This is a genomic window from Rhizobium sp. R635 (assembly GCF_002211285.1).
GTDB lineage: Bacteria > Pseudomonadota > Alphaproteobacteria > Rhizobiales > Rhizobiaceae > Rhizobium.
Window position 1 is genome coordinate 274,682 of sequence record NZ_LOKX01000001.1, and the last position, 20,042, is coordinate 294,723.

A 20,042-nucleotide genomic window follows, 5' to 3' on the forward strand; every position below is an offset into this window, starting at 1 on the left:
GGGCTTGGACGACCTTCTTCGCTGCGAAGCGGACGGAAAGATAACGGCCCCATTGCACTCACTAATCGCGGGTCCCAGCCAGTTTTTCCTAGCCGTCTTCGAACGCGACGGATAGCCGAAGAAACTGTGGAAGAGATCGCCCAACTTATTGAGAAGACGCCACTTTTTCGTGCGGGAGATGGTCGCCGATTTGGATCAAAAAATCGGTCAAAGACGACTTTCCTGGGAGATCTGGATTCTCACATGATTTCAATGGCTTAGTAGAAGAGCCTTGAAATTCCCTCTGTTTTCCCGCCGCGGGCGACCTTGGATGCCACCTTTGTGCCCTGGCTTTGGACATCAGTCAACAGGAGGGTATAGGGCAATAATTTCCGCTTTCCGGACCGCAGCCGGCATCTGGCGATTACCGCGTGCATAATCGTCTTGCCCCGTCATCTCGGTCGCTAAGGCGCCTTCGGCGCTGTGCCCGGAAACAGCGATTTGATGGCTTGCACCAACGGGCAGAAGGGCAGGAAGTTTATCGATCAGTTCGATCCCACAAACCCGAGCCGCTTCCTGTTCAATGTGCGCTGCCAGTCCGTGCGAGCCACTCAACTAATGCGCTGCTTCGAGCAGATGCTAGGATGGAAAACTCCCCATACGACTGGGTCCTTGGACCTGCTCACCCAAGTGATCTCGCCGCGGTTCGTCGCAAGAAGGAGGTCGCTGGAGAAGCCGATCCGGACCGGTGCTGCTGCTTGCCGAAGGAGTAGGGCGTTGCCGAGCCTGGAGGCGGGAATGACTTGGCTTCCAGAGGCTGTGCACCACGCAAAAAGCCAAAAAAAGTCAGTTGCGGAATGGTCTGAAATACTCGTAGAACGAAAATAATTACCGGAGTCGTCCATGCCTCATCAAAGTGCAGCCATAGAATTGCGGCCGATCGTACAATTGCTCACAGACGAAAATCGTGAGCAGGCAAGATACTTTATCCCATCCTACCAGCGTGGCTATCGTTGGAACCAGATTCAGGTGCGACAACTGCTCAACGATATCTGGGATTTCGTCCAGGCAAGCGACGGACGGCCCAGATCCTCGTTCTATTGCTTGCAGCCACTGGTGGTAAAAAAGCTGCCCGATGGCAGCTATGAAGTGGTTGATGGCCAGCAACGCCTTACTACCATTCACATCATCCTGTCGCGCCTTGGCTCGATGATGGCCATGTTGGAGAAGACCAGCTTCCAGATCAAATATGAAACGCGGGATGATGCCTTTCTGGGCGACATAGATCTCGAACGGAGCGATGAAAATATCGACTTCCACCATATGGCCGATGCTTGGCGCGCCGTCGACGAATGGGTCAACCAGCATGGCGCGCCCCGTGCCCTCAAGCTGCTGCAGCATCTGCTGGCCGACGAAGAGATTGGCCACAATGTCAAAGTCATTTGGTACGAGTTGACCTCACAGGACGACGCCGTCGCTGCCTTCACACGTCTCAATATCGGAAAGATTCCCCTCACCGAATCTGAACTGATCCGCGCCCTCTTCCTGCGCAAGGCGGGCAAGGAGGGAACTGCCGCGCAGTTGCACATTGCCTATCAGTGGGACCGCATCGAACACCGCCTGCAGGATGATGCGTTCTGGTATTTCCTGCAAAATTCGGGCGCCCAGACTAACCGCATCGGCCTGCTTTTCGATCTTGTCGCCCAGACCTGGGAGGATAAAGCTAACGACGACCACGCTGCCTTTTCTTATTTTTCCGCTGCCCTGGGCGAGCGAGGAGCCGACGCGGTTTGGAAGGAGGTCAATAATACATTCCTCGCGCTCGAGGAATGGTTCGAGGACCGCCATCTCTACCACGTCATCGGCTTCCTGCTACATCACAGCGATCGGAGCGAACGTGAAATCGGGAGCCTGCTGCAGGAGAGCCGCAAAATATCCAAGCAGGCCTTCCAGGCCCGCCTCCGTCAACGCATTTTCAGTTCTCTTTTTGGGACGCCCAAACAGGCGGACGGTGAAACCATCACCGACTGGGTGCGCGATCAATGCGCGGCCGTGCAGTACCGCCACGCCGTAAAAGTGCGGAAGCTCCTGCTGTTCTTCAACATTGCCACGTTACTGGAAAACGACAAGTCTAATATCCGCTTCCAGTTCGACAGCTTCAAGAAGCATAGCTGGGATATGGAGCATATCCGCTCCGTCAGTGATGAACGGCCGAATAGTACGGGCGATCGCGCGAGTTGGCTGAAAGAATGTCGGGCCTTTTTGGCCACAGCAACCGACGAGAAAGCCCCCCAGCTAATCAAACAGATCGACAAATATCTCCAGAGCAAAACCATCGGGCCCGATGACGGCGCATTCGAAAAGATTGATGGCAAGCTCCTCGTTTATTTCGGGGAAGCCGGTGAAGGGGGCGGCAACGCACTGTCGAACCTAACCTTGCTCGATAGCCGCACCAATCGCGGCTACAAGAACGCCGTCTTTGCGGTGAAACGCAAAATTCTGCTTGAAAATGACCAAGCCGGAACGTTCGTCCCGCTCTGCACGCGCAATGTCTTCCTTAAATGCTACAGCGACACCGTCGCCAACGTGACTTTCTGGCGCGACGAAGACGCCAACGACTATTTCAGCGCGATATGGAAAACACTGACCAGCTTCCTGGTCCCGGCGGAGGCTGTTTGATGGAATCCAGAACCACCTTTGCCCAGTTGATTGCAAACCGCGGACGGGTCCAAATTCCGATCATCCAGCGCGACTATGCTCAAGGCCGCACCGAGCAAAAAGACGTCCGCAACGATTTCCTCCGCGCTCTCCATGATGCCCTATCATGGCCGCCAGACGATAACCGTCTGCCTCTCGACCTCGATTTCGTTTATGGCAACGATGCCTCAGGCGCCTTCCAGCCGCTCGACGGCCAGCAAAGACTCACCACGCTGTTCCTGCTGCATTGGTATCTAGCCTGGGTCGATGGGAAGCTGGACGATTTCCGCAGCAGATTCATGGCCGATGGACAATCGCGTTTCGGCTATCAGGTGCGGCCCAGCAGTAGGGATTTCGTCGATGAAATGGCCGGCTTTGATCCGGGTTCTTTCGCGCCCGAGATTGATCTGGCTGCGTTGATCATGGACCAGCAATGGTATGTGCGCGCCTGGCAATACGACCAGACTGTTCGCTCAGCGCTGGGCATGCTGGGAGCCATGCATGTCGAATTCGGCCAGTCTTCCAGTCTCTATCAACGTCTTATCGACCCCGAAAACCCCGCTATCGCTTTTCAACTGCTGGATCTAGAAGATTTCGCCCTCACGGATGAACTATACATTAAGATGAATGCGCGCGGCAAACCGCTGACGCAGTTCGAGACCTTCAAGGCCCGTTTCGAGCAGCATTTAAAGGTCAATTTTGCAAACCTGAAACTTCCTCAGTCTGGGGTTGAGCCGCTCGACAAGTTCTTTGCCAAACGCATAGATCGAGAGTGGTCCGACTTCTTCTGGGTCTACCGGGATAAGCAAACCGCAACCTTCGACGCGGCGATCATGAACCTGCTACGTGTGCTCATCATCGTTACGCGCGATCCAGAGCGTGGCACCATAACCGATGCCGAGCTCGCCGAGCTGCGTGGAGACTTGCCCAACACCTTCATGGCGTTCCACGAGCGAGGTTGGCTCGACCGGAGCTTTGTCGCCGCCTTGGTGGCACTACTCGAATGCTGGAGCGGGCCGGGCCAGGATCTAACTACGCATCTTCCCGACGACAGCCCATTCGATGTAAGCGCGACTTTCAGTAAAATCATCACCGACCCTTCTAGGCTGACCTTCCAAGACCTAATCCTCTTCGCCGGTTATGTGCAATTCCTGACAGTAGCGGCGGGAAACATCGAAAAAGGCGCTTTAGGTGAATGGATGCGCGTGGTGTTCAACCTCGGCGTCAATACTGACTACAATCGTAATGAAGACCTCCGCCGCAGTTTTTCGGGACTGGCATCGGTCAGGTCGCGCATGAGCGACATCAACACTTATCTGACCGAGCCAAGTGCAGAAATTCGCGGCTTCTCGCAGCCCCAAGTGCTCGAGGAGCGCCTCAAGGCTAGGCTTTTTGCGTTGGACAATGGCTGGCTAGTACGGATCACCGCCGCCGAGCGGCATGACTATCTCAAGGGGCAGATCGGTTTCTTGCTAAAGTTTGCTGGATTCGATCTTGGCGAGGCCAATCGTGAACCGGTGCCGCCACAAGGTGCCGAGGCGCATGACGCGATTAAGGCTTTTGAACATTATCTCGCCTGCGCTAGGCAGATGCTCAAGGACCTAACGAATAGTGGCAACGACGGTCGTGCTTGGGAATTGGCACTGCTTTCGGTTGGCGATGTTCTGTTGGAAGCCGGTCGGAACTGGGCCTTGCCAAGCTTTAAGGAGGGGCAAGGCAGTTGGAAGCGGCTACTACGGGTGGCTGCAACAGGCGAGCCTCAAGGCGATGTCGTCAAGGGTCTATGGGACAAGCTGCCCGACCCTGGTGATGCCCAAGAGACGCTGAAGCGAATCATCAAGACCGAATGGGACGACGAGCCTTGGCGCCGTGTGGTCATAGATACACCGGCCATCTTCCAATATTGTCGCGAGAGCTTGATCCGCTTCGATGAAGCTGGGATCTACCCCCTTAAGAGGTCGCAGATGAACGGCGCACACGTGGAACTATACACTTATGCCGCCTATATCGCTCTGCAGGAGGGCGGCGGACTGACGTCGCTAACGATGGAGTATCATGAAACCTTCTCAGCCGAAGAACCATCTCTCGGACTTGATTGCATGATTGATGACAAGAAGTATGAGTTTTGGCTCATGTCGCGCCAAGATGACGACTATTTTGACTTATGGTTGGATCAGCCTAAATCACCCATTGCACCGGTAGCCGCCCTTCTGAAGAAACAAGGTTTCTCAATTGACGGCGGCGTCCTTAACAAGGAACTGGGATTGGATGAACTGCAATCGGCCATTCTCACCCTCGACGCCGCCCTCGTTTCGGTCGTCGACCGGTAAGTGGTCTCACTCTCGAAAGTCCGTTTTACCCTTCCGCTCGTTGGAGCCTCGGGGCAGCACACCGTCCGCGGGCCCCGACACTTCCATAGGTCACGGCTTGTTTGAGGCAGCGAAACAGAGTCCCCAGCCGTCTTTTACGGAGCTCCAGCAAGCACAAGGGATCTGGAGGACGTCACATTCTTCTTGATGCGAAATTGCCAAGTGTCTGCAAGGACGTCACTTTTCTGGTGGAGAATGGCACTTTACTGGAAAGAGGGAATAGGTCAAAAAATGACTTGCATGGGGCCTTGGATTCTCACATGATTTCAATGGCTTAATATATGGCCCTAGAAATTCCTTCTGTTTTCCCATCGCGAGCGACCGCGGATGTCACCTTTGTGACCTGGCTTTGGGGGAGGCGCATTGCGGCAATTATTTCCGCTTCGAGACCTTATATCAGCGTTAAGGTGGCCATATAGCGCCAACAGCTTTGCGCCCTCCAGAATAGCCGTTGCAGGCACTGCCGACATTTCCCAAAAGGTGCCATTACATTATCGGGGACCCTTGTCGCCGTGTGCTTGCCTTTTCGCCGTTGTTGGTGATGTTTCCTCAATGAATAGAGACGGCGACATTGGGGAGAGGAATGCAACATTTCAGCAGAACTGGTGTCGAGGCACCATCGTGCCTCGCAGACGAAAGGTCGTCTCTGGCCAGGGAGGCGCTGGAGCGTATCTTTGTGATGGACAGCGCGCGACTCGAACAGGAGAGGGTGAGAATGGCACCTTTCGCAGTGGAGGACGGCGAGCTCCTGCAAGCAGTCCGGACACTCTTTCGTGGACGGTGCGCCTTTTGCGAATCTGCAGTCGAGGTCGCGCCATACCGCTTCAGACCTCCTGAGGAGGCGGGGCCGTCCTCTAGTGTCGCCCCCGAGTTTGCCAGGCTTAGTCACCTCTACTACACTTGGCTCGTCAACGATTGGGCGAACATCTACGCTATCTGCGACAGTTGCAGGCCGCTCGAGCCCTCCGTGTTTCCTATCCGCATAGGTCAGAGGATGCCGCTGCCGCAAGCCGGGCAGGTACAGCTCTATACACAAAACCCCTCTGGTCTCTGGCCCTTTCCTGGAACCGAGCGACAGGTTTTCTTGGACCCATGCGGTGACGAGAACTTCCGCCTAAATCTAGTTGCCACGCCGGATGGTCAGTTAATGGGACTTTCGGAGCGGGGAGACGCGACCATACGCCATTTTCGCCTGGACCGTGAGGATCTGTGCTCACGACGTCGTAGGGCATTCGAGCGCTACCTTCGTGAACTGTCCCAAATGGCTGAGCCAGGTTACCCTGCTTCCGGTCCCTTCAAGTTTGCCGACATGGAGTATGGTGGTTGTTGGTATCTGTTGCTGTACCATCTTGCTAAAAAGATTGGCAGAGGATCCTCTACCTCTCCCCGGCTAACGCCGAGCACAATCCGTGACTATTATGCCCAGGGCATCGGCGCGCCGAACTTTCGGAAGCAGCTTGACGAGGCGCTGCTTTCCTTAAACGCAAACCCGCAGGCCCTGCGCCGTCCCGCGCGAGGACGTCGTATCGTCATGCGCGGAAAGGCACGGCCAGTCGCGTTCGAAGTCCATAATTTTAAGTCGGTGGACTACTTGCGGCTCGAATTGCCTCTTCACAACGACGCGTTTTCGAAGATTGGCGTGGCTTCCGCGACGGGCGAGATTGCGAAACGTGCGGGCGACGATCATGGCGCCCCAGCTATTATGATTTTGGGCGAGAACGCTGTTGGGAAAAGCTCGATCCTAGAAGCGATCGCCTTCCTGTTAGCAGGCGACACGGCACGGTCCGATCTCGCCATTCCGGCCGGCTCGCTGATGTTGGACCCGGACCTAGTCGGAGGCAGCGGTGAGCTGCGTCCCGCGAAACTCATTGCCGAGTTTGAGGACGGCAACAGGGTTCAGCTTGAGGTGAGATCCGGCGAGGTCTTCGGCGATCACGATGACAGCGAAGGCCGGACGCCAGTGTTTGCTTACGGGGCATTCAGGATATTCGCGGATAGCGTGGCAGGCCAACGTGCAAGCTCGTCAGTCATATCGATCTTCCGACCAGAGCACGTATTGCCGAACCCGGAAAGGTGGCTCGTTTCGATCTCAGAAAAGCCTCTTTTCGCGGAGGTTCGACGTGCGCTAAACCAAATCCTCGCAGTTGACGACGAATACGACGGGATTGTCGTACAACAGGGCAGATGCTGGCTGATCACAAGCGGTGTAGCAGGCGATGGGGTTCGTGTTAAAACCCGCACGCCCCTGAACCTCGTATCTTCAGGCTTCAGGTCGGTCCTAAGCATGGCTTGCCACGTGCTGCGCGGGCTAGCGGAGGCGCAGGACGCCAACAGCGCGTCACTTGCAAACGCGAGAGCTGTCGTTCTGATCGACGAAGTCGAGGCCCACCTCCACCCACGATGGAAGATGCGAGTTGTCCAGGGCCTCCGCAGGGCGCTGCCAGGTGTAACTTTCGTCATGACCACTCATGACCCTCTTTGTCTGCGTGGGCTGTCTACAAGCGAGCTTGTGGTACTTCGCAGGGCGTATAGGCGAGGCGACGTGGAACTACCTTCAGCGATCGAGCAGATCGAGGATCTCCCCCCCGTTTCCGCGCTCACTGTGGAACAGTTACTCACGTCAGACTTCTTCGACCTATTCTCCACTGACGAGGTCGGCACGGAATTGACTTTGGCGCGGGCCGGCGATCTCTTGGCGTCCAATCCTGCCGACGAGGAGGGCGCCCTAGCCCTCGAAGTTCTGCGCCGGTCGATTGGTGATCAGGTTGCACGCGCCCTGCCCATCGGATCAACAGAAATCGAGAGGTTGGTTCAGGAGGCAGTCGAGGAATTCCTGAGGCTCAGAGCAGCCGCTACGGTCGGAGAACGGCGTCGCATTCGAGAGAGCACCCGCGCGAAGATTGTTGACCTACTTGGTCGGTACTGACATGCGGAACGTTATTCGCACTGGAGTTAGGGCACCCGGTAGTCTAACGGGCGCGGGAAAGGCTGGAGCGAGCGAGCTCAGTCGCGCACGGATTTTCTTCGGTGCGCCGATCCAGTATGACGCTACGGGCCGCAAGAAGGTGTTCCCTTTCGCTGCTTACAAGGCAGATGATGTTAGGCATACGCTTCATCTACTTTTTCACGGCAAATGTGCCTATTGCGAAGCCCGCTACGAGACCGTCGGACCCGTCGATATCGAACACTTTCGACCCAAGGGTGAGGTAGAGGGAGAGCCCGCGCACCGAGGCTACTGGTGGCTTGCGTCAGCCTGGGATAATCTACTGCCAAGCTGCATCGACTGCAATCGCCGGCGGTTCCAACAGACCCCCGCCGATTTGCGGAGTCTTACCGCCATGGTGGGATCGACGCGCGCAAATGCTTTCGTCAGCATCAAGACGGGCAAAGAAGCATGCTTCCCGATCGAAGGCGTCAGGGTGACGACGGAACCTAACGAGCGTGACCGCTCGCGCGTTCTTGCGGCGGAACGTGCGCTCCTCCTAAACCCGTGTGAGGACCGGATTAACGACCACTTGCGGTACTGGATCAATCGACGCGAGCACATTGGGCTAGTCCTTCCGGTGGCAGCAAATGGTGTGGACGCGGCGCTCCCGGCACTGACCGACGATGCCGAAGCCATCATCACCCATGCCAGGAGAGTCGGTCTTAGTGTTAGGGGAGCGGTGTCGATCCAAGTCTTTGGTCTTAATAGGCTTGGACTCGTCCAAGAACGCACTCGGCTTCTTCGCCGTTTGGAGTTTTTGGGCGCACTCCTTGTCGATGTGTCGACACTTGCGGATGACCTAGAGGAGGCGCTACTTCAAGCGCCCGCTCTCGCGGACTTAATGCGCGCGGCAGCTGACCGGCTCCGGGCGATGTCCGACCGCATAATGGCCGAGATTACAGCACTGGCTGAACCCTCATCACCCTTTTCCGAGCTTGTAAAGCAGTGGATAAGCGCATTCAGGGATGAGTTGTAGTGACAATTGAAGGACCAGCGCTCATATGGCGAAGCGAAACGCGACCATCAATGTTGATGCGACATGGCTTGGGTACATCGTGGGCGTGAGGATGGACTGTGAGTGGTGATGGTGTGTCCGCTCAATAGGTGATAATCAAGCCCGCCGGATATGCCATCGGCTAGCCTTGACTTTGGGCAGCAGTTGGAACATATAGAGAACATAGATCCGCCAAACATATTCTCACGGTTCATCTGCATTGATCCCTTGACTACCTTATCTGGGGTTGCAAAAGCTTTTTCGTAGTGCCGCAGGTGATACGGGGGAACAAATGGCGCGTCAGATTAAGATTTCTGCGTCTTCGCTGAATATTAGACTTCATCCTCATAGCCCAGATATTTATATTTCGTGGCTCGATAAATTATATCGCAAGCGCCTTATCTCCCAAGTCTACGGCGACAGATACGGAATGTTATCTTCGCTTGATCGGTCGAAAGCAGATGAAAAGGTTTTGTCCGGGATAATTACGACGTTCGTGAAATTTGATAAAGGGGGCCAGTGGTTTAACTCATCGGAGTTGAAAGAGGCGACCGAGGATGAGGTTTCCAAGATATCTATCCCGGTTGACCTGCATTGGAATCCGGCATCTTTCTACTTTAAGTTTTTCGCGAAGTCGCACAGGCTGTATTTTCAGACCTACTCCGAAGGCAAGTCCATTACGCAGCTTTCGGCGCTGAACTTTTTTAAGAACTTAGCGCGCGATTTGGAGGTCATCGGAGAGTTTGGAGAGGCGCAAATATCGGTGGTTCAGGACCGGGCAAGCCTCGACAAGATGTTCAAGATTGATCGGATCAAAGAAATATCGATCACAATTCTGAAGCCCAATACGGACATCTTCGATGATGATTTTGAACAGAACATAGAGGCTCACCTTGCTCAAACCCGCAGCCGCGAAATCACCGTGACCTATAAAGCGGATGCAGGCGGCTCGATTGATCCGGACGATGACATAAAGAAAATCAGCAAGGTCGCGCTCGATAACGGGTCCGTAAAGGTGGTCGGTAGAGATGCAAAAGGTGCTGTTAAGATGAACAGTGAGCAGTTTCCGGAAGAGCTGCATGACAAATTTGATCCAGATGTAACAAATGAGCGCAGTGCCTTCCTCGCGCTCTTGCCGCCGTCACCCCCCATCGTGGAATAGCTATGACTGGTCAATGGAAGACGCTGATTAAGTGGCTTGCTCGCTACTTCCACGCATACGGCGGTATGCGTGGTGCAGTGGCGTCTCCATTTTTTGGCTTTGCCATAATTGTAACCGGGTTGAGTTATGCAAGTTGGCTGAAACCGGAGCCCGACTGGATCGTGAAGATTGAAAGCCTAATCCCGAGCTTGCTAGGCTTCAGCTTGGGCACCTATGCCATACTTTTCAGCATAATTGGCAGTCGCCTGAAGGGAGCGCTGAGGCAGATAAAAGCTCCGCATGGCGTGAGCTATCTTGAGTCAATCAATGCGACGTTTTTTCACTTCATCTTCGTGCAAGTGGTAGCTTTGATCTGGGCGTTCCTCTTTCAAGGATCGTGGCTTGTAGACTTGGTAAAGCTCCTGAAGCCTTATTATCCGCCAATTGAACAGGTCGGTATATGGGCGTTCCGCTGCGGGTCATTCATAGGCTTCTTCTTGTTAGTGTATTCGGTGCTGTTGACCATAGCGGCTGCTCTTGCTGTTTACCGCCTCGCACTCATTCGCGATCCTATGGAAGAGAAGCAGTAGGTTGGAACGGTCGGGTCGGGGGCTGCGATTTTGTGCCGATTCCGATGAAGCCGCCCCTTTTGCCACCATCAATCAGCGTGAGCTGGCAGAAGAGTTGAGGGGACAGCGGCTCCACCTAAGTGGCTTTCGGCTGCACGCGTGATCATCGACCGCATCGGGTCCGCCTGCGCATTTCGGACGAGGAAGCGCTGTTGTAGGAAGAAGAGTGAAACTCTCCCCCGTCGCCACTAACTGAGCGAGGGTCACGTCCGATAAACGCGCAGAGACCGTTCCCTCGCAGTCAAGCCCGAAGGGAAAAGGTGAAGTTCGAGGGCACCTGCAGGTCGCTCGGCGACCACATGGAGTCCAGGGGGTGGAACTCGGCGCTCTCGCTCCATTGAAATGTTGAGGTGTCAGGTGGTGCCATTTGCACCAATGAAGAGCTGGAAAGCTCGCGTATGCATATGACGTCAGCAGCGCAAACGACGCCACGTACCACGGCAATAGAGGAAATCGCAATCTGCACGATCTTCCAACGGTCCGCCATACGCGCAGCAACATCGAACTCATGTCGTGATAACAGTACGCGATCAGCAGTGGAAGGAACGACAGTCTTTATTTCCAGACCATACCGATACTGCTGGGAGTTCAGCTCGATGTCGTAACCGAAGCGATCAGACACGAGGGAGACATGCCGAGGCTGACGGTTCAACGCGTGGAGGGCCGCTATGATCATCAGCTCACCCGCATCACCGATACGTTTGAGAAGGTCGTCATCTTGGCGACCGTATAGCTGTTGGTGGGCTGCAACAATGATCGGGTCCAAATCTGGTCCGAGCCAGGACAGCGCTTCGAGGTCTTGTGCAGGGATGAATTCGGTAGCTAGCTGACCTTCGACTACGGAGCTGCGAAGCCAGTCTGGTGGTCGACGGACAATAAGAAGACGAGCAATGCCCTTCAACGTCGAAAGATCAGCAGCCTGGTCGAGCTTAGATAGCTCGTGCATGATCTGTACGCCACCTTCGACCTTTGCCAGTCCCACATCGAGCAAGAGCTCTGCGGTGCCGTTCAGATCTAGTGACGCAGCCATATGGGTGGGCTTGTCCAAAGCAGCGGTGATCCACGCCTCGGCGTCCACGCAATGCCGCACCCGCGCGCTATAGGCGAGCAGGAAAGTCGCGTGACATCTTCCTCTGCTAGGAAGGTCGGGCATCGCTGCTCGCTACTAGGTGTGCGTTAACTGCTGAAAGGTCATCTTGAAACGCCGGAGTTCCACCCGATCCCTCGTCTGATGCAGGGAGGGCGATCCGAACTAAGCCTGGATCGTCCATCAGGCGAGCAAGCGCTTCAACCTTATCAACGAGACGCCCATCCACAGTGTCGTCTATGGAACCGGCGCTGATCAGAAGAGTGAAGCGGGTTATCACATCACTCGCCAAACCAAGTCGATGGATACGGTCCTGGCTCTGAAGAAAGTGGCCGGCATTAAAGGTTCGATCGAGGTACACGGCGTGATGGCACCAGTGATGCAAGCTGACGCCTTCGCCGCAAGCCGCTGGATTAGCGAACAGCACGGTGCAATTTGGATCATGCCGAAAGCGATCGAATTCTTTCTCTCGAGAGACTTCGTCGTCTGTGGCCATGTCGTCTGACGGAACGCCTCCGTGAACTAGCGCTGGTTGGTAGCTATCAACTCTGCGGGCCAGCGCCTTGATATTCCGAACAAAGCTCGACCAAACGAGAACCTTTTCCCCTCGAAGCGCAGCATTTTTGATTATTTCTTCAACTCGCTCATACTTCCACGGAAGTTCGAAGCTCCCGTAGCGCGCCAGTAAATCCGCCAGCGGTTCCCCCCCATGTAATTTGATAGGCGGATGCAGAAAGGCGGGATCGTCTCCGTCATCGGAGCCCGCGGTCAGCAGCATTGGGTTCGTGGCGGCCTCAAGCAGGTACATAACGATACGCCCAAGTCGTTGCATCTCGTGCCTGCCACGATCCGGTAAAGCGAAGGACGATCTGTATTCGCCCACCAGTGCCTGATAGATTGCAGACTGGATTGGCCTCATTGGCTCCCGCACAACTTCGAATTTCGTTCTAGGAAGCTCGAGCGCGGTTTTGGGCGTTCGCACGAAATATCGACGTACCGCCTTGTTGGTGTCGATGAGCACTTGCTCGTCACGACCAAGCCTTTCGAAATACGCAGCGTCGGGTAGAATCTGCCTATCTTGCCCTGGATAAAGGAAGCTCACCAAAGCGACGAGGTCATTGGCCCCTTGAGGCGCAGGGGTGCCCGTAAGAACGTCGCGACGCTGAGCAGCATACGCGAGGTCTAGAACTGCGCGTCCGTGAACGCCTGCCGCCCCTCGTTTGACCCGATGAGCTTCATCGAGAATGACTTGAGTCGCATCGGCGGCAACAAATGCACGGACTGTTTCGTAATCGCTCGCGGTGCGGTTGTAGTTCGACAAGAGGACGGTCGTGTCCTGCGGGATGATTGTGCCAGGGCCGGTATGGATTACGAATTTTGGCGGGACCTCGAAACAGGCGACAAGTTCCTCTTTCCAGGCTCCGAACGCTGCGATTGGGCCGATGACCGCCAGGCGACGGATTGCACCACGGGCGCGATGAAGAGCGAAGCCCGCGAGTGCGACCGTTGTCTTACCTGCACCCGGTACCGAGAAGTCGGCCCCGTGAGGCAGGCTCATGAGCCGATGCAGGTTTCTTAGCTGGAATTCCTTCAAAGCTCTCTTGAAGCCCGATGCTCCTAGTTGCTTCGCCAATGTATCTAAAGAGGCGAAGTCGGGTTCTCCAGCGTCAACAACCGCTTCACGATTTTTCCGATCCGAGGCCATAGATCGAAGCTTATCCGAGAGTGTCGGCCCGGGCTCAAAGCGCTCTCCAAAAACCGCCTTCAGCTCCCGCAGAACGTTGAGCTCGGCGAGAAATACATCGGCGTGAACAACAGTGTGATTTTGTGAACCTGACTCGATACCTCTAGCAAGGGCTTCCTGAAGGCGCGCCCACGCACCAGGGTTCGTGTCTGCTGCACGCTCGACGATCACTGTCGGACGACCTTGGCGGTAAAGCTCTGCTTTGATCATTACATCGACTCAAGTTTGCCGACGGCAATCTTCACATCTTCGATCAGCTTCTTGAATCCGTCCTCGTCCCATCCACTCTGAGCGCGAGCTTTCGGGAGAGACGTTCCTGCGCGAGTAATCTCATCTAAAGCTCCCGATAGCCGTAGGATCGGTGCAATTACCGCCTGCACATCCTTTGCTTCTTCACTCGCCTCTTTGGCGGCCGCAGTGACAGCGCTCTTGACGGAGTTTAGCAGATTCTCGACCGGAACGGTCGCTCCATCGGGCAAAGTAACGATTTCGTCAGGCGTGCGCCGGGCTAGAAACGAAAGAACTGCAGTTAGGTTTTCGGGCTGTGCTAGGTTGTCGCCAAGCACGTCGTCCAGAAAATCGTCGGCAGAATCGGCTGGCTCGCTTACGGCGACTGTCAATAATTGAGCGAGGGTTGGATCCGAGATGAATTCATCCTTGACGAACGCGGCCGCGTCCTTTCGCCGGAGGTGTCTTAAGTCGCGGTAGTTTACACCAGCGAGCGTGCCAATGAAGTAGACACTGCGAACGGACGCTGCCTCGTCCGAAGCTTTGTCCTTAATATGTTTGGTTAGTTCCTCGAAGGCGGATTCGTTTCCAACGAAATCTGCGTGATGACGTGTTCCCTTTGAAAGGGCGACGAGCTGATGAAGTTGCTGCAGCTTCTCATACTGTGCCCGAACCTTCTCTGGCTTTAGGCGCATTCGTTGCGCGACGCGATCCCAATCCTTCTTAGATGCAATGAAGATCTCCTCGATCAACAACGCTTCGTTGACCCAAGAATAATCTTCCCGGAAGTCCTTCGCGACCTGTAGCTCGGTCTCGAGATCGATTAGCTCATCCGCGGTCGCGTCTGACGGTAACACATACGCCCTCACGTATCGTGCTGTCGGCAAACTCTCGTCCAACCACAGTGATCTCAGTCCGGCAGTACGCCTGTTTCCATTGATCAGGACACCTTCGGCCGTAACAACGGCCGGCTCTTGCTGACCCCGCGCGCGTAAATCGTTCTTTAGGTCGTCGAAACCCTCTTGACCGGCGAGGATCATGAACTGTGCATTCTGAGCAGTAGTTCCAAGGGGGTCCGATGAGAACAGGTCGAGAACGCCTTTAGTTTCGATTTCCCTCATCTGTTCGGCGCGGGTTCGGTGATTCAGCGTTGAAAACCGAACCCAATCTGTCGGGACGTTTACAAGCGGAAGCTCCTTTTCAGGTCTTATCCACTGAGGGAGCAACTGCTTCGGTGCAGTCGCAACGCGCGCTGCGAGAAAATCGGCCCGTTCTTGATCCAATACAGGGTTCAACGTGGTTCACTCCTAAATACGGTAGAGCGTCCTGGTCCAAACCGCGACGCTATAGTAGTTCTTGTACCGCGGTCACCGCGCGAGAAACCGACATACCCTTCGTAAGACTGCAGCAATGTTGGGTCGATGCCAAAAGCCGAATATAGGACAGTAGGGAAACGGAGCCGGCGGCCACCCTGCCAATTCCAGTCGGACCGCTCGGCCGACACTTCGTAATCGACCCGCTCCGGCATTACCCACAAGCACGGTGGAGGAATTCTCTTGCCGGCGACTTCGACAGCGAGCGATGCCTTTGGGCATGGACGGAGGGGTGTTCCACACGTTGCGTTGTGAAAGATCACTCCGTCAACGGCATCTTGATAGGTCGATGAGAAAAAGCGATTTCGGAGTCGGTTCACGCCTTTGGCGACATGCTCCCCAGGTTCATACTGTAAGCTGTCGCACAGCCACCAAAGATACGACTCTACGGCCCACTCGGGTGTAGACCAGTTCACGCTACTATGCGCCCCATCTGGGCATCCCTTTTGAACAATCGCGACGCTTCCGATGCCTGGCACCTCAAGCCTGTAAACGGTGTCGTCGCCATAGTCAGGTATATCGAAGCTGGAGATGGATCCTGTATCGGCTAACCACTGCAGCAGCCCAACCATAAACTCACGACGTGCGGAGTTACTGGCAGCGGCACTCCCGCGGATTCTCTGGATGGCAGCAGGCAGTGCAAGTTCAAAGTCGGCGGAACTTAAACCCTGCCGCTGGAGAAACGCATGATCAGCAGCCATGGCTTTAACTGCGTTCACGACCAGATTGATGACTTCTTCCGGAGGTGCACCCGGATGTCGGCACGGTGCCGCCGTTTCGCCCGCCACGTATTAACTCCCGATTGATAGTTGATTCCCCAAGTCAGGAGGATGACGGCAAGCGCTCTGTTAGGCAAGAAGTTGATTAGCAAACGGGATCCGAAACAGCGCATGGCGACGTCCACAGCTCTGGGTTCTGTATCCTTCGTTGTATCAGCGCCTACTTTCCGAGCCGAGAAACGCCATCAGCCTTGCCGAAAGGTCTTCACGGGCAGAGACCTTCGTATCGCACTCCCAAACCGTCATCACGTCCCATTCGGCTTCTCGCAGCGCTTCGTTGTTCCTTTCGTCGCGCTTGATATTGCGTGCAATCTTAGCTTGCCAATAATCCGCGTTGGATTTCGGCTTCCGGGCCCCACGTGAACACTCGTGCCCATGCCAAAAGCAGCCATGCACGAAGACTACCTTCCGTCGGCCTGGGAATACAAGATCCGGTGTGCCGGGAAGCTCCTTCTGATGTAACCGATAGCGGAAACCCATGCTGTGTATTAACCGGCGCACGATCAATTCGGTTGTTGTGTCCTTCGACCTAACTGCTCGCATAACCGCACTGCGCTGAGGGTCAGTCGTTGTCGCTTTCATCACTATTCTCGGTCTCCACCGACGTCGCGCCTCCTAGTGCCTGATACCTGCGGTCAGCGAGCCACTGCAACCGTTTGGCCTGTGTCAGCAGCACCCGCCTCAAGCCGCCCTGGACCTTGCGTTCTGAAATGACCTGAGCAAGGCGGGAGATGATCAACGAGCGTCGAGCAATACGAAAATCGGGATGACTGCGGATCCCGGCTACTTTGTCGGACACGACCCGCATACGAAATGGTTGCGGCATTTCTATTTCTACTGTGGGCGGGGGTGGATCCTTCTCGTTCAAAATCGCCTTGAACTCGCTGCCAGCCACTGCTTTGGCGTAGACCGCATGTTCCAGAGCGTTAAGGCAGGCTTTGGCATACTCACGTTGGCCGGGTTGCAGGTTCTCGAACTGCGCCAACGGATAAACCTCAATCTCGAAGACTTCGAACGGGTCAAGCACTGACATTGCCACTGCGTCGGTACGCTGGTTTGTCAAGTGACGACGAATGCGCGAGCGCAAACGCTCGTTCGTCTGTCCTACGTAGATCGGCTCGCCGTCGTAGTCGTAGAAGATGTAGACACCCCATCGAAAGTTTCCGACGGGTCGTTTGGTGCCGGCAACGGGATCATCGATGGTAGTGTCTAGGAACTTGGCTAAGTTAGCGCGAAGGTCCTCCGTCTCGAAAGGTGGGATATTGGTCCCGTCCGGTTTGTATTCTTCCGCCATTCAGCGCCTCCGGATCGGCGTGATCTCCGATTGGACCGTAATTTTCAGGCACGGGTGACAATCGTCTTGTGGCAGTCCGGATGCGCTCAGTCGCGCCGCAGAATACGTCCGAATTATCAAGCTCTTTCTCATCCAGTCCGTGCTTAACAAGCTAGTGGGCTTCAAGTGCCTCAGCAAACTTTTCGATCTGTTCCCAAAGGTCGCCGTTTTGTTTGCGGGGAATGACGCTCATGCTGCAGCGGCATCTTCCGTTTTGAGCTTGCGTAGCAGCGGTTCGATCACATACTGGGTGAGGTGCCGTACAACTGGGACTGCGACACCGTCGCCTGTGAGGTGATAGGCCTCGTTATAATTCTTGGGCAGGACATATCCCTCGGGCAAGCCCATAAGTCGAGCTGTCTCCCGCGAGGAGATCAAGCGCGACCGTATGCGATTTCCATCAACAACCACGATCACCTGGCGGCTAGACCCGCCGGAAGGCGTGCGCAGGCAGCCGGCGAGATCATCGAACCGCACTTCGGCGCGTTGATATTTCACGCCATCCTCTACACGAGTGCGTTTGTAGACGGCACCGACCATGCGACGGCCGGCGCGCTTAGCGGCCTCCACTTTCGCTAAGTTGATCGGAGACATCTGGCGGAGCAGCTTCTTTGTTTCGACCGTAGAATGCCACTGGACGCTATCCGGCTCTTCCTCGATTAAGTCAGCAAACACAGTGGTTCGGTGCGGCGGCGTGGGCATGTTCCACCAAAGCCACTTCGCCTTCGCTGCTTCATTCACCCGCTCATATGCAGCCCGTAGCCCACGTGTATGGAACGGCTCAATCGGACCCGGAGCAACAATGGCATCGTCGATATCGATGTCCTCACGCACGCCGACGACGAAAAGGCGCGGGCGCGAATGTGGCACAAACAGCGCGGCATCGATTACTAGCGCACCGTAGCGGTAGCCATTATCCGCAAAGGTCTGACAGATTGCCGCGAAATCCTTGCCGCCATGAGATGTCAGTGTGCCTGTAACATTTTCTAGCGCAACGACCCGAGGTGCACGGCCCTCAACAATGAGCGACTTCACGATGTCCCAGAAAGGATAGAACGTGCCCGAGCGCTCGCCGCGGAGGCCTGCGCCACCGCCGGCGAGAGACAGGTCCTGGCAGGGAAAGGAGGCCCAAGCGAGATCGGCGATGCCAGGCAATTCGCTCGTCTCGACCATCCGGATGTCGCCGACCTTCAGCACGGTCTGCTTGTCTTTGTCCCAATTGGACTGATACGCAGCACCCTTTTTAAAGTCAAAGTCGTTGGAGAAGACGCATTGCCAGTCAGAACCTAGTCCTGCTCGCGCCATTCCTCCACCAGCGAAGAACTCGTAAAATGTCCCTTTGCTGCCGTCAGTCATTTAGCCCTCTTAAGACCCGGATGCGTCCGAGTCGGCATGCTTTAAAGATCGTTTACGGTTCGTTCTCCTTCTAGCATCTTTTGCGCAAATTCCTAGAGCTTTCGGGCCCATTAACAAGAAAGTTCCGGCGGCGTGGATGGGGGGTGGGTTGAGGGTGCCGGATCGAATGCCTCTCTGCCTTCGCTGTTGAGTTCAATGCTGGGCGAGAGTTTTGCGGTGAGGAGTGGAGCGTCTTATAAGGAGGGCGGAAATAATTTCCGCCTCGTCACCCCTTGAATACCTTCTCGCGGTGATATTGCAGAAACTGCGAATGTGGCCGCTCGTCCAGGCGTGACGGCACAAGCAGGTGCCGCTCGGTGTTGATGAGCCGCGTGATGGTATCAGGAACGCCGCCGCTCGCGATCAGTAGGCTGTAATCGTCATCGACGGAAATCAGACCGCGATCAAACATCCAGTGCACGGTTCCGGAAAGTGCGAGGCCGTTGCGAACACTATCCGGCCCGCGGTCAGCCACAGGGCGGATGTGTGCCGCCTGAACCTCCGATCGCCCGCCGCCGTTTATCAGCTTGAGGCCCGTGACAGCGCAGGTGTCCTGATAGGCCGCCTTGATCGCCACGGAAAACGCCCTGTCGCGAAAGGGTCGCTGCACCACCTGAGAGACGATCCGTCGGTCGATGTTGTCGACCTCGTAGGGCATTTGCGGATTGTCACCCAAACCGATGCTTGCCTCCTCAGCCGCATCGGGCGCCGGGCGTTCCCGATCCCTTTTGCCTAGTACATGTGCGAAGCCAGCGGCGAGGATCAGGTCGTATTCTTCATCCGAGATGTTGCGGACAGCGCGCCCGAAGGCGCCCTTGTTCGTAGAGCCGTCCTCCTTGCGAAGGCCGCCCTCATAATAGTGGTCCGCGTCCTTGAAGGGTACGGCATGATCGAAGGGAAGGAAGTCGTCTATCAGCGCATAGAAGTGGTCGGCCTTCGACGGATCCTGGATGATGTCGGTGATCCTGGCTGTTGCGAAATATGCCTGCTTGCCGCCCGCTTTCATCACATCGCCGCTCGGCCGCCGCGGCTCATAGTAGACGATCCAGTCTCCCCGCGCGGCCTCCACCTGGCGCAGATAGGTGCGCGGGAAATGGTACCGCTGCTCCGGAAGATCGTCGTAGGTCGGATCGACTTTTGTTGTCAGGACCGCTTTTGACATCGTTGTACCTCTATGAACTGTCGCGGTGTTACCAGGTCGGCAGGTTTCCGAAAACACGCATGGCCGCGCAAGGTGGTGCGCCCTAAGGTTGTGGTTTATTGCTTTGGTCAAGTCGAAGTAATAAAAATTTGAATGCGCTAAAAATG

At 55.6% G+C, this 20,042-nt stretch carries 13 protein-coding genes; 6 read left to right on the forward strand and 7 right to left on the reverse strand.

Annotated features, from left to right (window positions below):
* Positions 1-882: 882 nt before the first annotated feature.
* From ATY78_RS01300 to ATY78_RS01325, 6 genes are all read left to right on the forward strand, one after another.
* Complete coding sequence (locus ATY78_RS01300) at positions 883-2,658, forward strand: DUF262 domain-containing protein (RefSeq protein ID WP_088680534.1); 1,776 nt, start codon at positions 883-885, stop codon at positions 2,656-2,658.
* Positions 2,658-5,006, forward strand: a complete 2,349-nt coding sequence (locus ATY78_RS01305; RefSeq protein ID WP_190237364.1) for a DUF262 domain-containing protein — start codon at positions 2,658-2,660, stop codon at positions 5,004-5,006. Before ATY78_RS01300 ends, ATY78_RS01305 begins: the two co-directional genes overlap by 1 nt.
* 1,300 nt (positions 5,007-6,306) lie before the next feature.
* Entirely contained in the window at positions 6,307-7,971 is a 1,665-nt protein-coding gene (locus ATY78_RS01310) for an ATP-binding protein (protein WP_210191789.1), read from the forward strand.
* A gap of 412 nt (positions 7,972-8,383) precedes the next feature.
* Positions 8,384-9,007, forward strand: a complete 624-nt coding sequence (locus ATY78_RS28070) for a hypothetical protein (RefSeq protein ID WP_141105611.1) — start codon at positions 8,384-8,386, stop codon at positions 9,005-9,007.
* 310 nt (positions 9,008-9,317) lie between these two features.
* On the forward strand, positions 9,318-10,187 hold the full coding sequence (locus ATY78_RS01320; RefSeq protein ID WP_088680538.1) for a DUF4747 family protein: 870 nt from the start codon (positions 9,318-9,320) through the stop codon (positions 10,185-10,187).
* Positions 10,188-10,189: 2 nt separating this feature from the next.
* Entirely contained in the window at positions 10,190-10,756 is a 567-nt protein-coding gene (locus tag ATY78_RS01325; protein ID WP_088680539.1) for a hypothetical protein, read from the forward strand.
* A gap of 280 nt (positions 10,757-11,036) precedes the next feature.
* On the opposite strand, the gene ATY78_RS01330 is transcribed toward ATY78_RS01325, so the two are convergent.
* The 7 genes from ATY78_RS01330 to ATY78_RS01360 all read right to left on the reverse strand — a co-directional run bounded on the left by ATY78_RS01330 (position 11,037) and on the right by ATY78_RS01360 (position 19,896).
* Positions 11,037-11,948: a DUF3883 domain-containing protein gene (locus ATY78_RS01330; RefSeq protein WP_088680540.1), complete on the reverse strand. Its 912-nt coding sequence runs from the start codon at positions 11,946-11,948 to the stop codon at positions 11,037-11,039.
* A complete protein-coding gene (locus ATY78_RS01335) occupies positions 11,932-13,836 on the reverse strand; it encodes a DEAD/DEAH box helicase (RefSeq protein WP_088680541.1) in 1,905 nt (634 codons plus the stop codon). The genes ATY78_RS01330 and ATY78_RS01335 overlap by 17 nt, the downstream gene beginning before the upstream one ends.
* The gene (locus tag ATY78_RS01340; RefSeq protein ID WP_141105612.1) at positions 13,836-15,149 is read right to left on the reverse strand and encodes a ParB/RepB/Spo0J family partition protein; all 1,314 of its coding nucleotides are present in this window, start codon (positions 15,147-15,149) and stop codon (positions 13,836-13,838) included. The genes ATY78_RS01335 and ATY78_RS01340 overlap by 1 nt, the downstream gene beginning before the upstream one ends.
* 1,010 nt (positions 15,150-16,159) lie before the next feature.
* Positions 16,160-16,588: a very short patch repair endonuclease gene (locus tag ATY78_RS01345; protein ID WP_088680543.1), complete on the reverse strand. Its 429-nt coding sequence runs from the start codon at positions 16,586-16,588 to the stop codon at positions 16,160-16,162.
* Positions 16,569-17,300: a GIY-YIG nuclease family protein gene (locus tag ATY78_RS01350; protein ID WP_088680544.1), complete on the reverse strand. Its 732-nt coding sequence runs from the start codon at positions 17,298-17,300 to the stop codon at positions 16,569-16,571. Before ATY78_RS01350 ends, ATY78_RS01345 begins: the two co-directional genes overlap by 20 nt.
* A 228-nt stretch (positions 17,301-17,528) precedes the next feature.
* Positions 17,529-18,695 carry a DNA (cytosine-5-)-methyltransferase gene (gene dcm / locus ATY78_RS01355; protein ID WP_088680545.1) on the reverse strand — a complete coding sequence of 389 codons (1,167 nt, stop codon included), beginning with the start codon at positions 18,693-18,695 and terminating at the stop codon, positions 17,529-17,531.
* Positions 18,696-18,960: 265 nt separating this feature from the next.
* Positions 18,961-19,896, reverse strand: coding sequence for an HNH endonuclease (locus ATY78_RS01360; protein WP_088680546.1), 936 nt, complete (start codon positions 19,894-19,896; stop codon positions 18,961-18,963).
* Between the last annotated feature and the right edge of the window lie 146 nt (positions 19,897-20,042).

Bases quoted from the DNA above. Each gene is read 5' to 3' on its own strand.
- ATY78_RS01300 (WP_088680534.1), top strand. From the start codon at position 883: ATGCCTCATCAAAGTGCAGCCATAGAATTGCGGCCGATCGTACAATTG.
- ATY78_RS01305 (WP_190237364.1), top strand. From the start codon at position 2,658: ATGGAATCCAGAACCACCTTTGCCCAGTTGATTGCAAACCGCGGACGG.
- ATY78_RS01310 (WP_210191789.1), top strand. From the start codon at position 6,307: ATGGCTGAGCCAGGTTACCCTGCTTCCGGTCCCTTCAAGTTTGCCGAC.
- ATY78_RS28070 (WP_141105611.1), top strand. From the start codon at position 8,384: ATGGTGGGATCGACGCGCGCAAATGCTTTCGTCAGCATCAAGACGGGC.
- ATY78_RS01320 (WP_088680538.1), top strand. From the start codon at position 9,318: ATGGCGCGTCAGATTAAGATTTCTGCGTCTTCGCTGAATATTAGACTT.
- ATY78_RS01325 (WP_088680539.1), top strand. From the start codon at position 10,190: ATGACTGGTCAATGGAAGACGCTGATTAAGTGGCTTGCTCGCTACTTC.
- ATY78_RS01330 (WP_088680540.1), bottom strand. From the start codon at position 11,948: ATGCCCGACCTTCCTAGCAGAGGAAGATGTCACGCGACTTTCCTGCTC.
- ATY78_RS01335 (WP_088680541.1), bottom strand. From the start codon at position 13,836: ATGATCAAAGCAGAGCTTTACCGCCAAGGTCGTCCGACAGTGATCGTC.
- ATY78_RS01345 (WP_088680543.1), bottom strand. From the start codon at position 16,588: ATGAAAGCGACAACGACTGACCCTCAGCGCAGTGCGGTTATGCGAGCA.
- ATY78_RS01350 (WP_088680544.1), bottom strand. From the start codon at position 17,300: ATGGCGGAAGAATACAAACCGGACGGGACCAATATCCCACCTTTCGAG.
- dcm (WP_088680545.1), bottom strand. From the start codon at position 18,695: ATGACTGACGGCAGCAAAGGGACATTTTACGAGTTCTTCGCTGGTGGA.
- ATY78_RS01360 (WP_088680546.1), bottom strand. From the start codon at position 19,896: ATGTCAAAAGCGGTCCTGACAACAAAAGTCGATCCGACCTACGACGAT.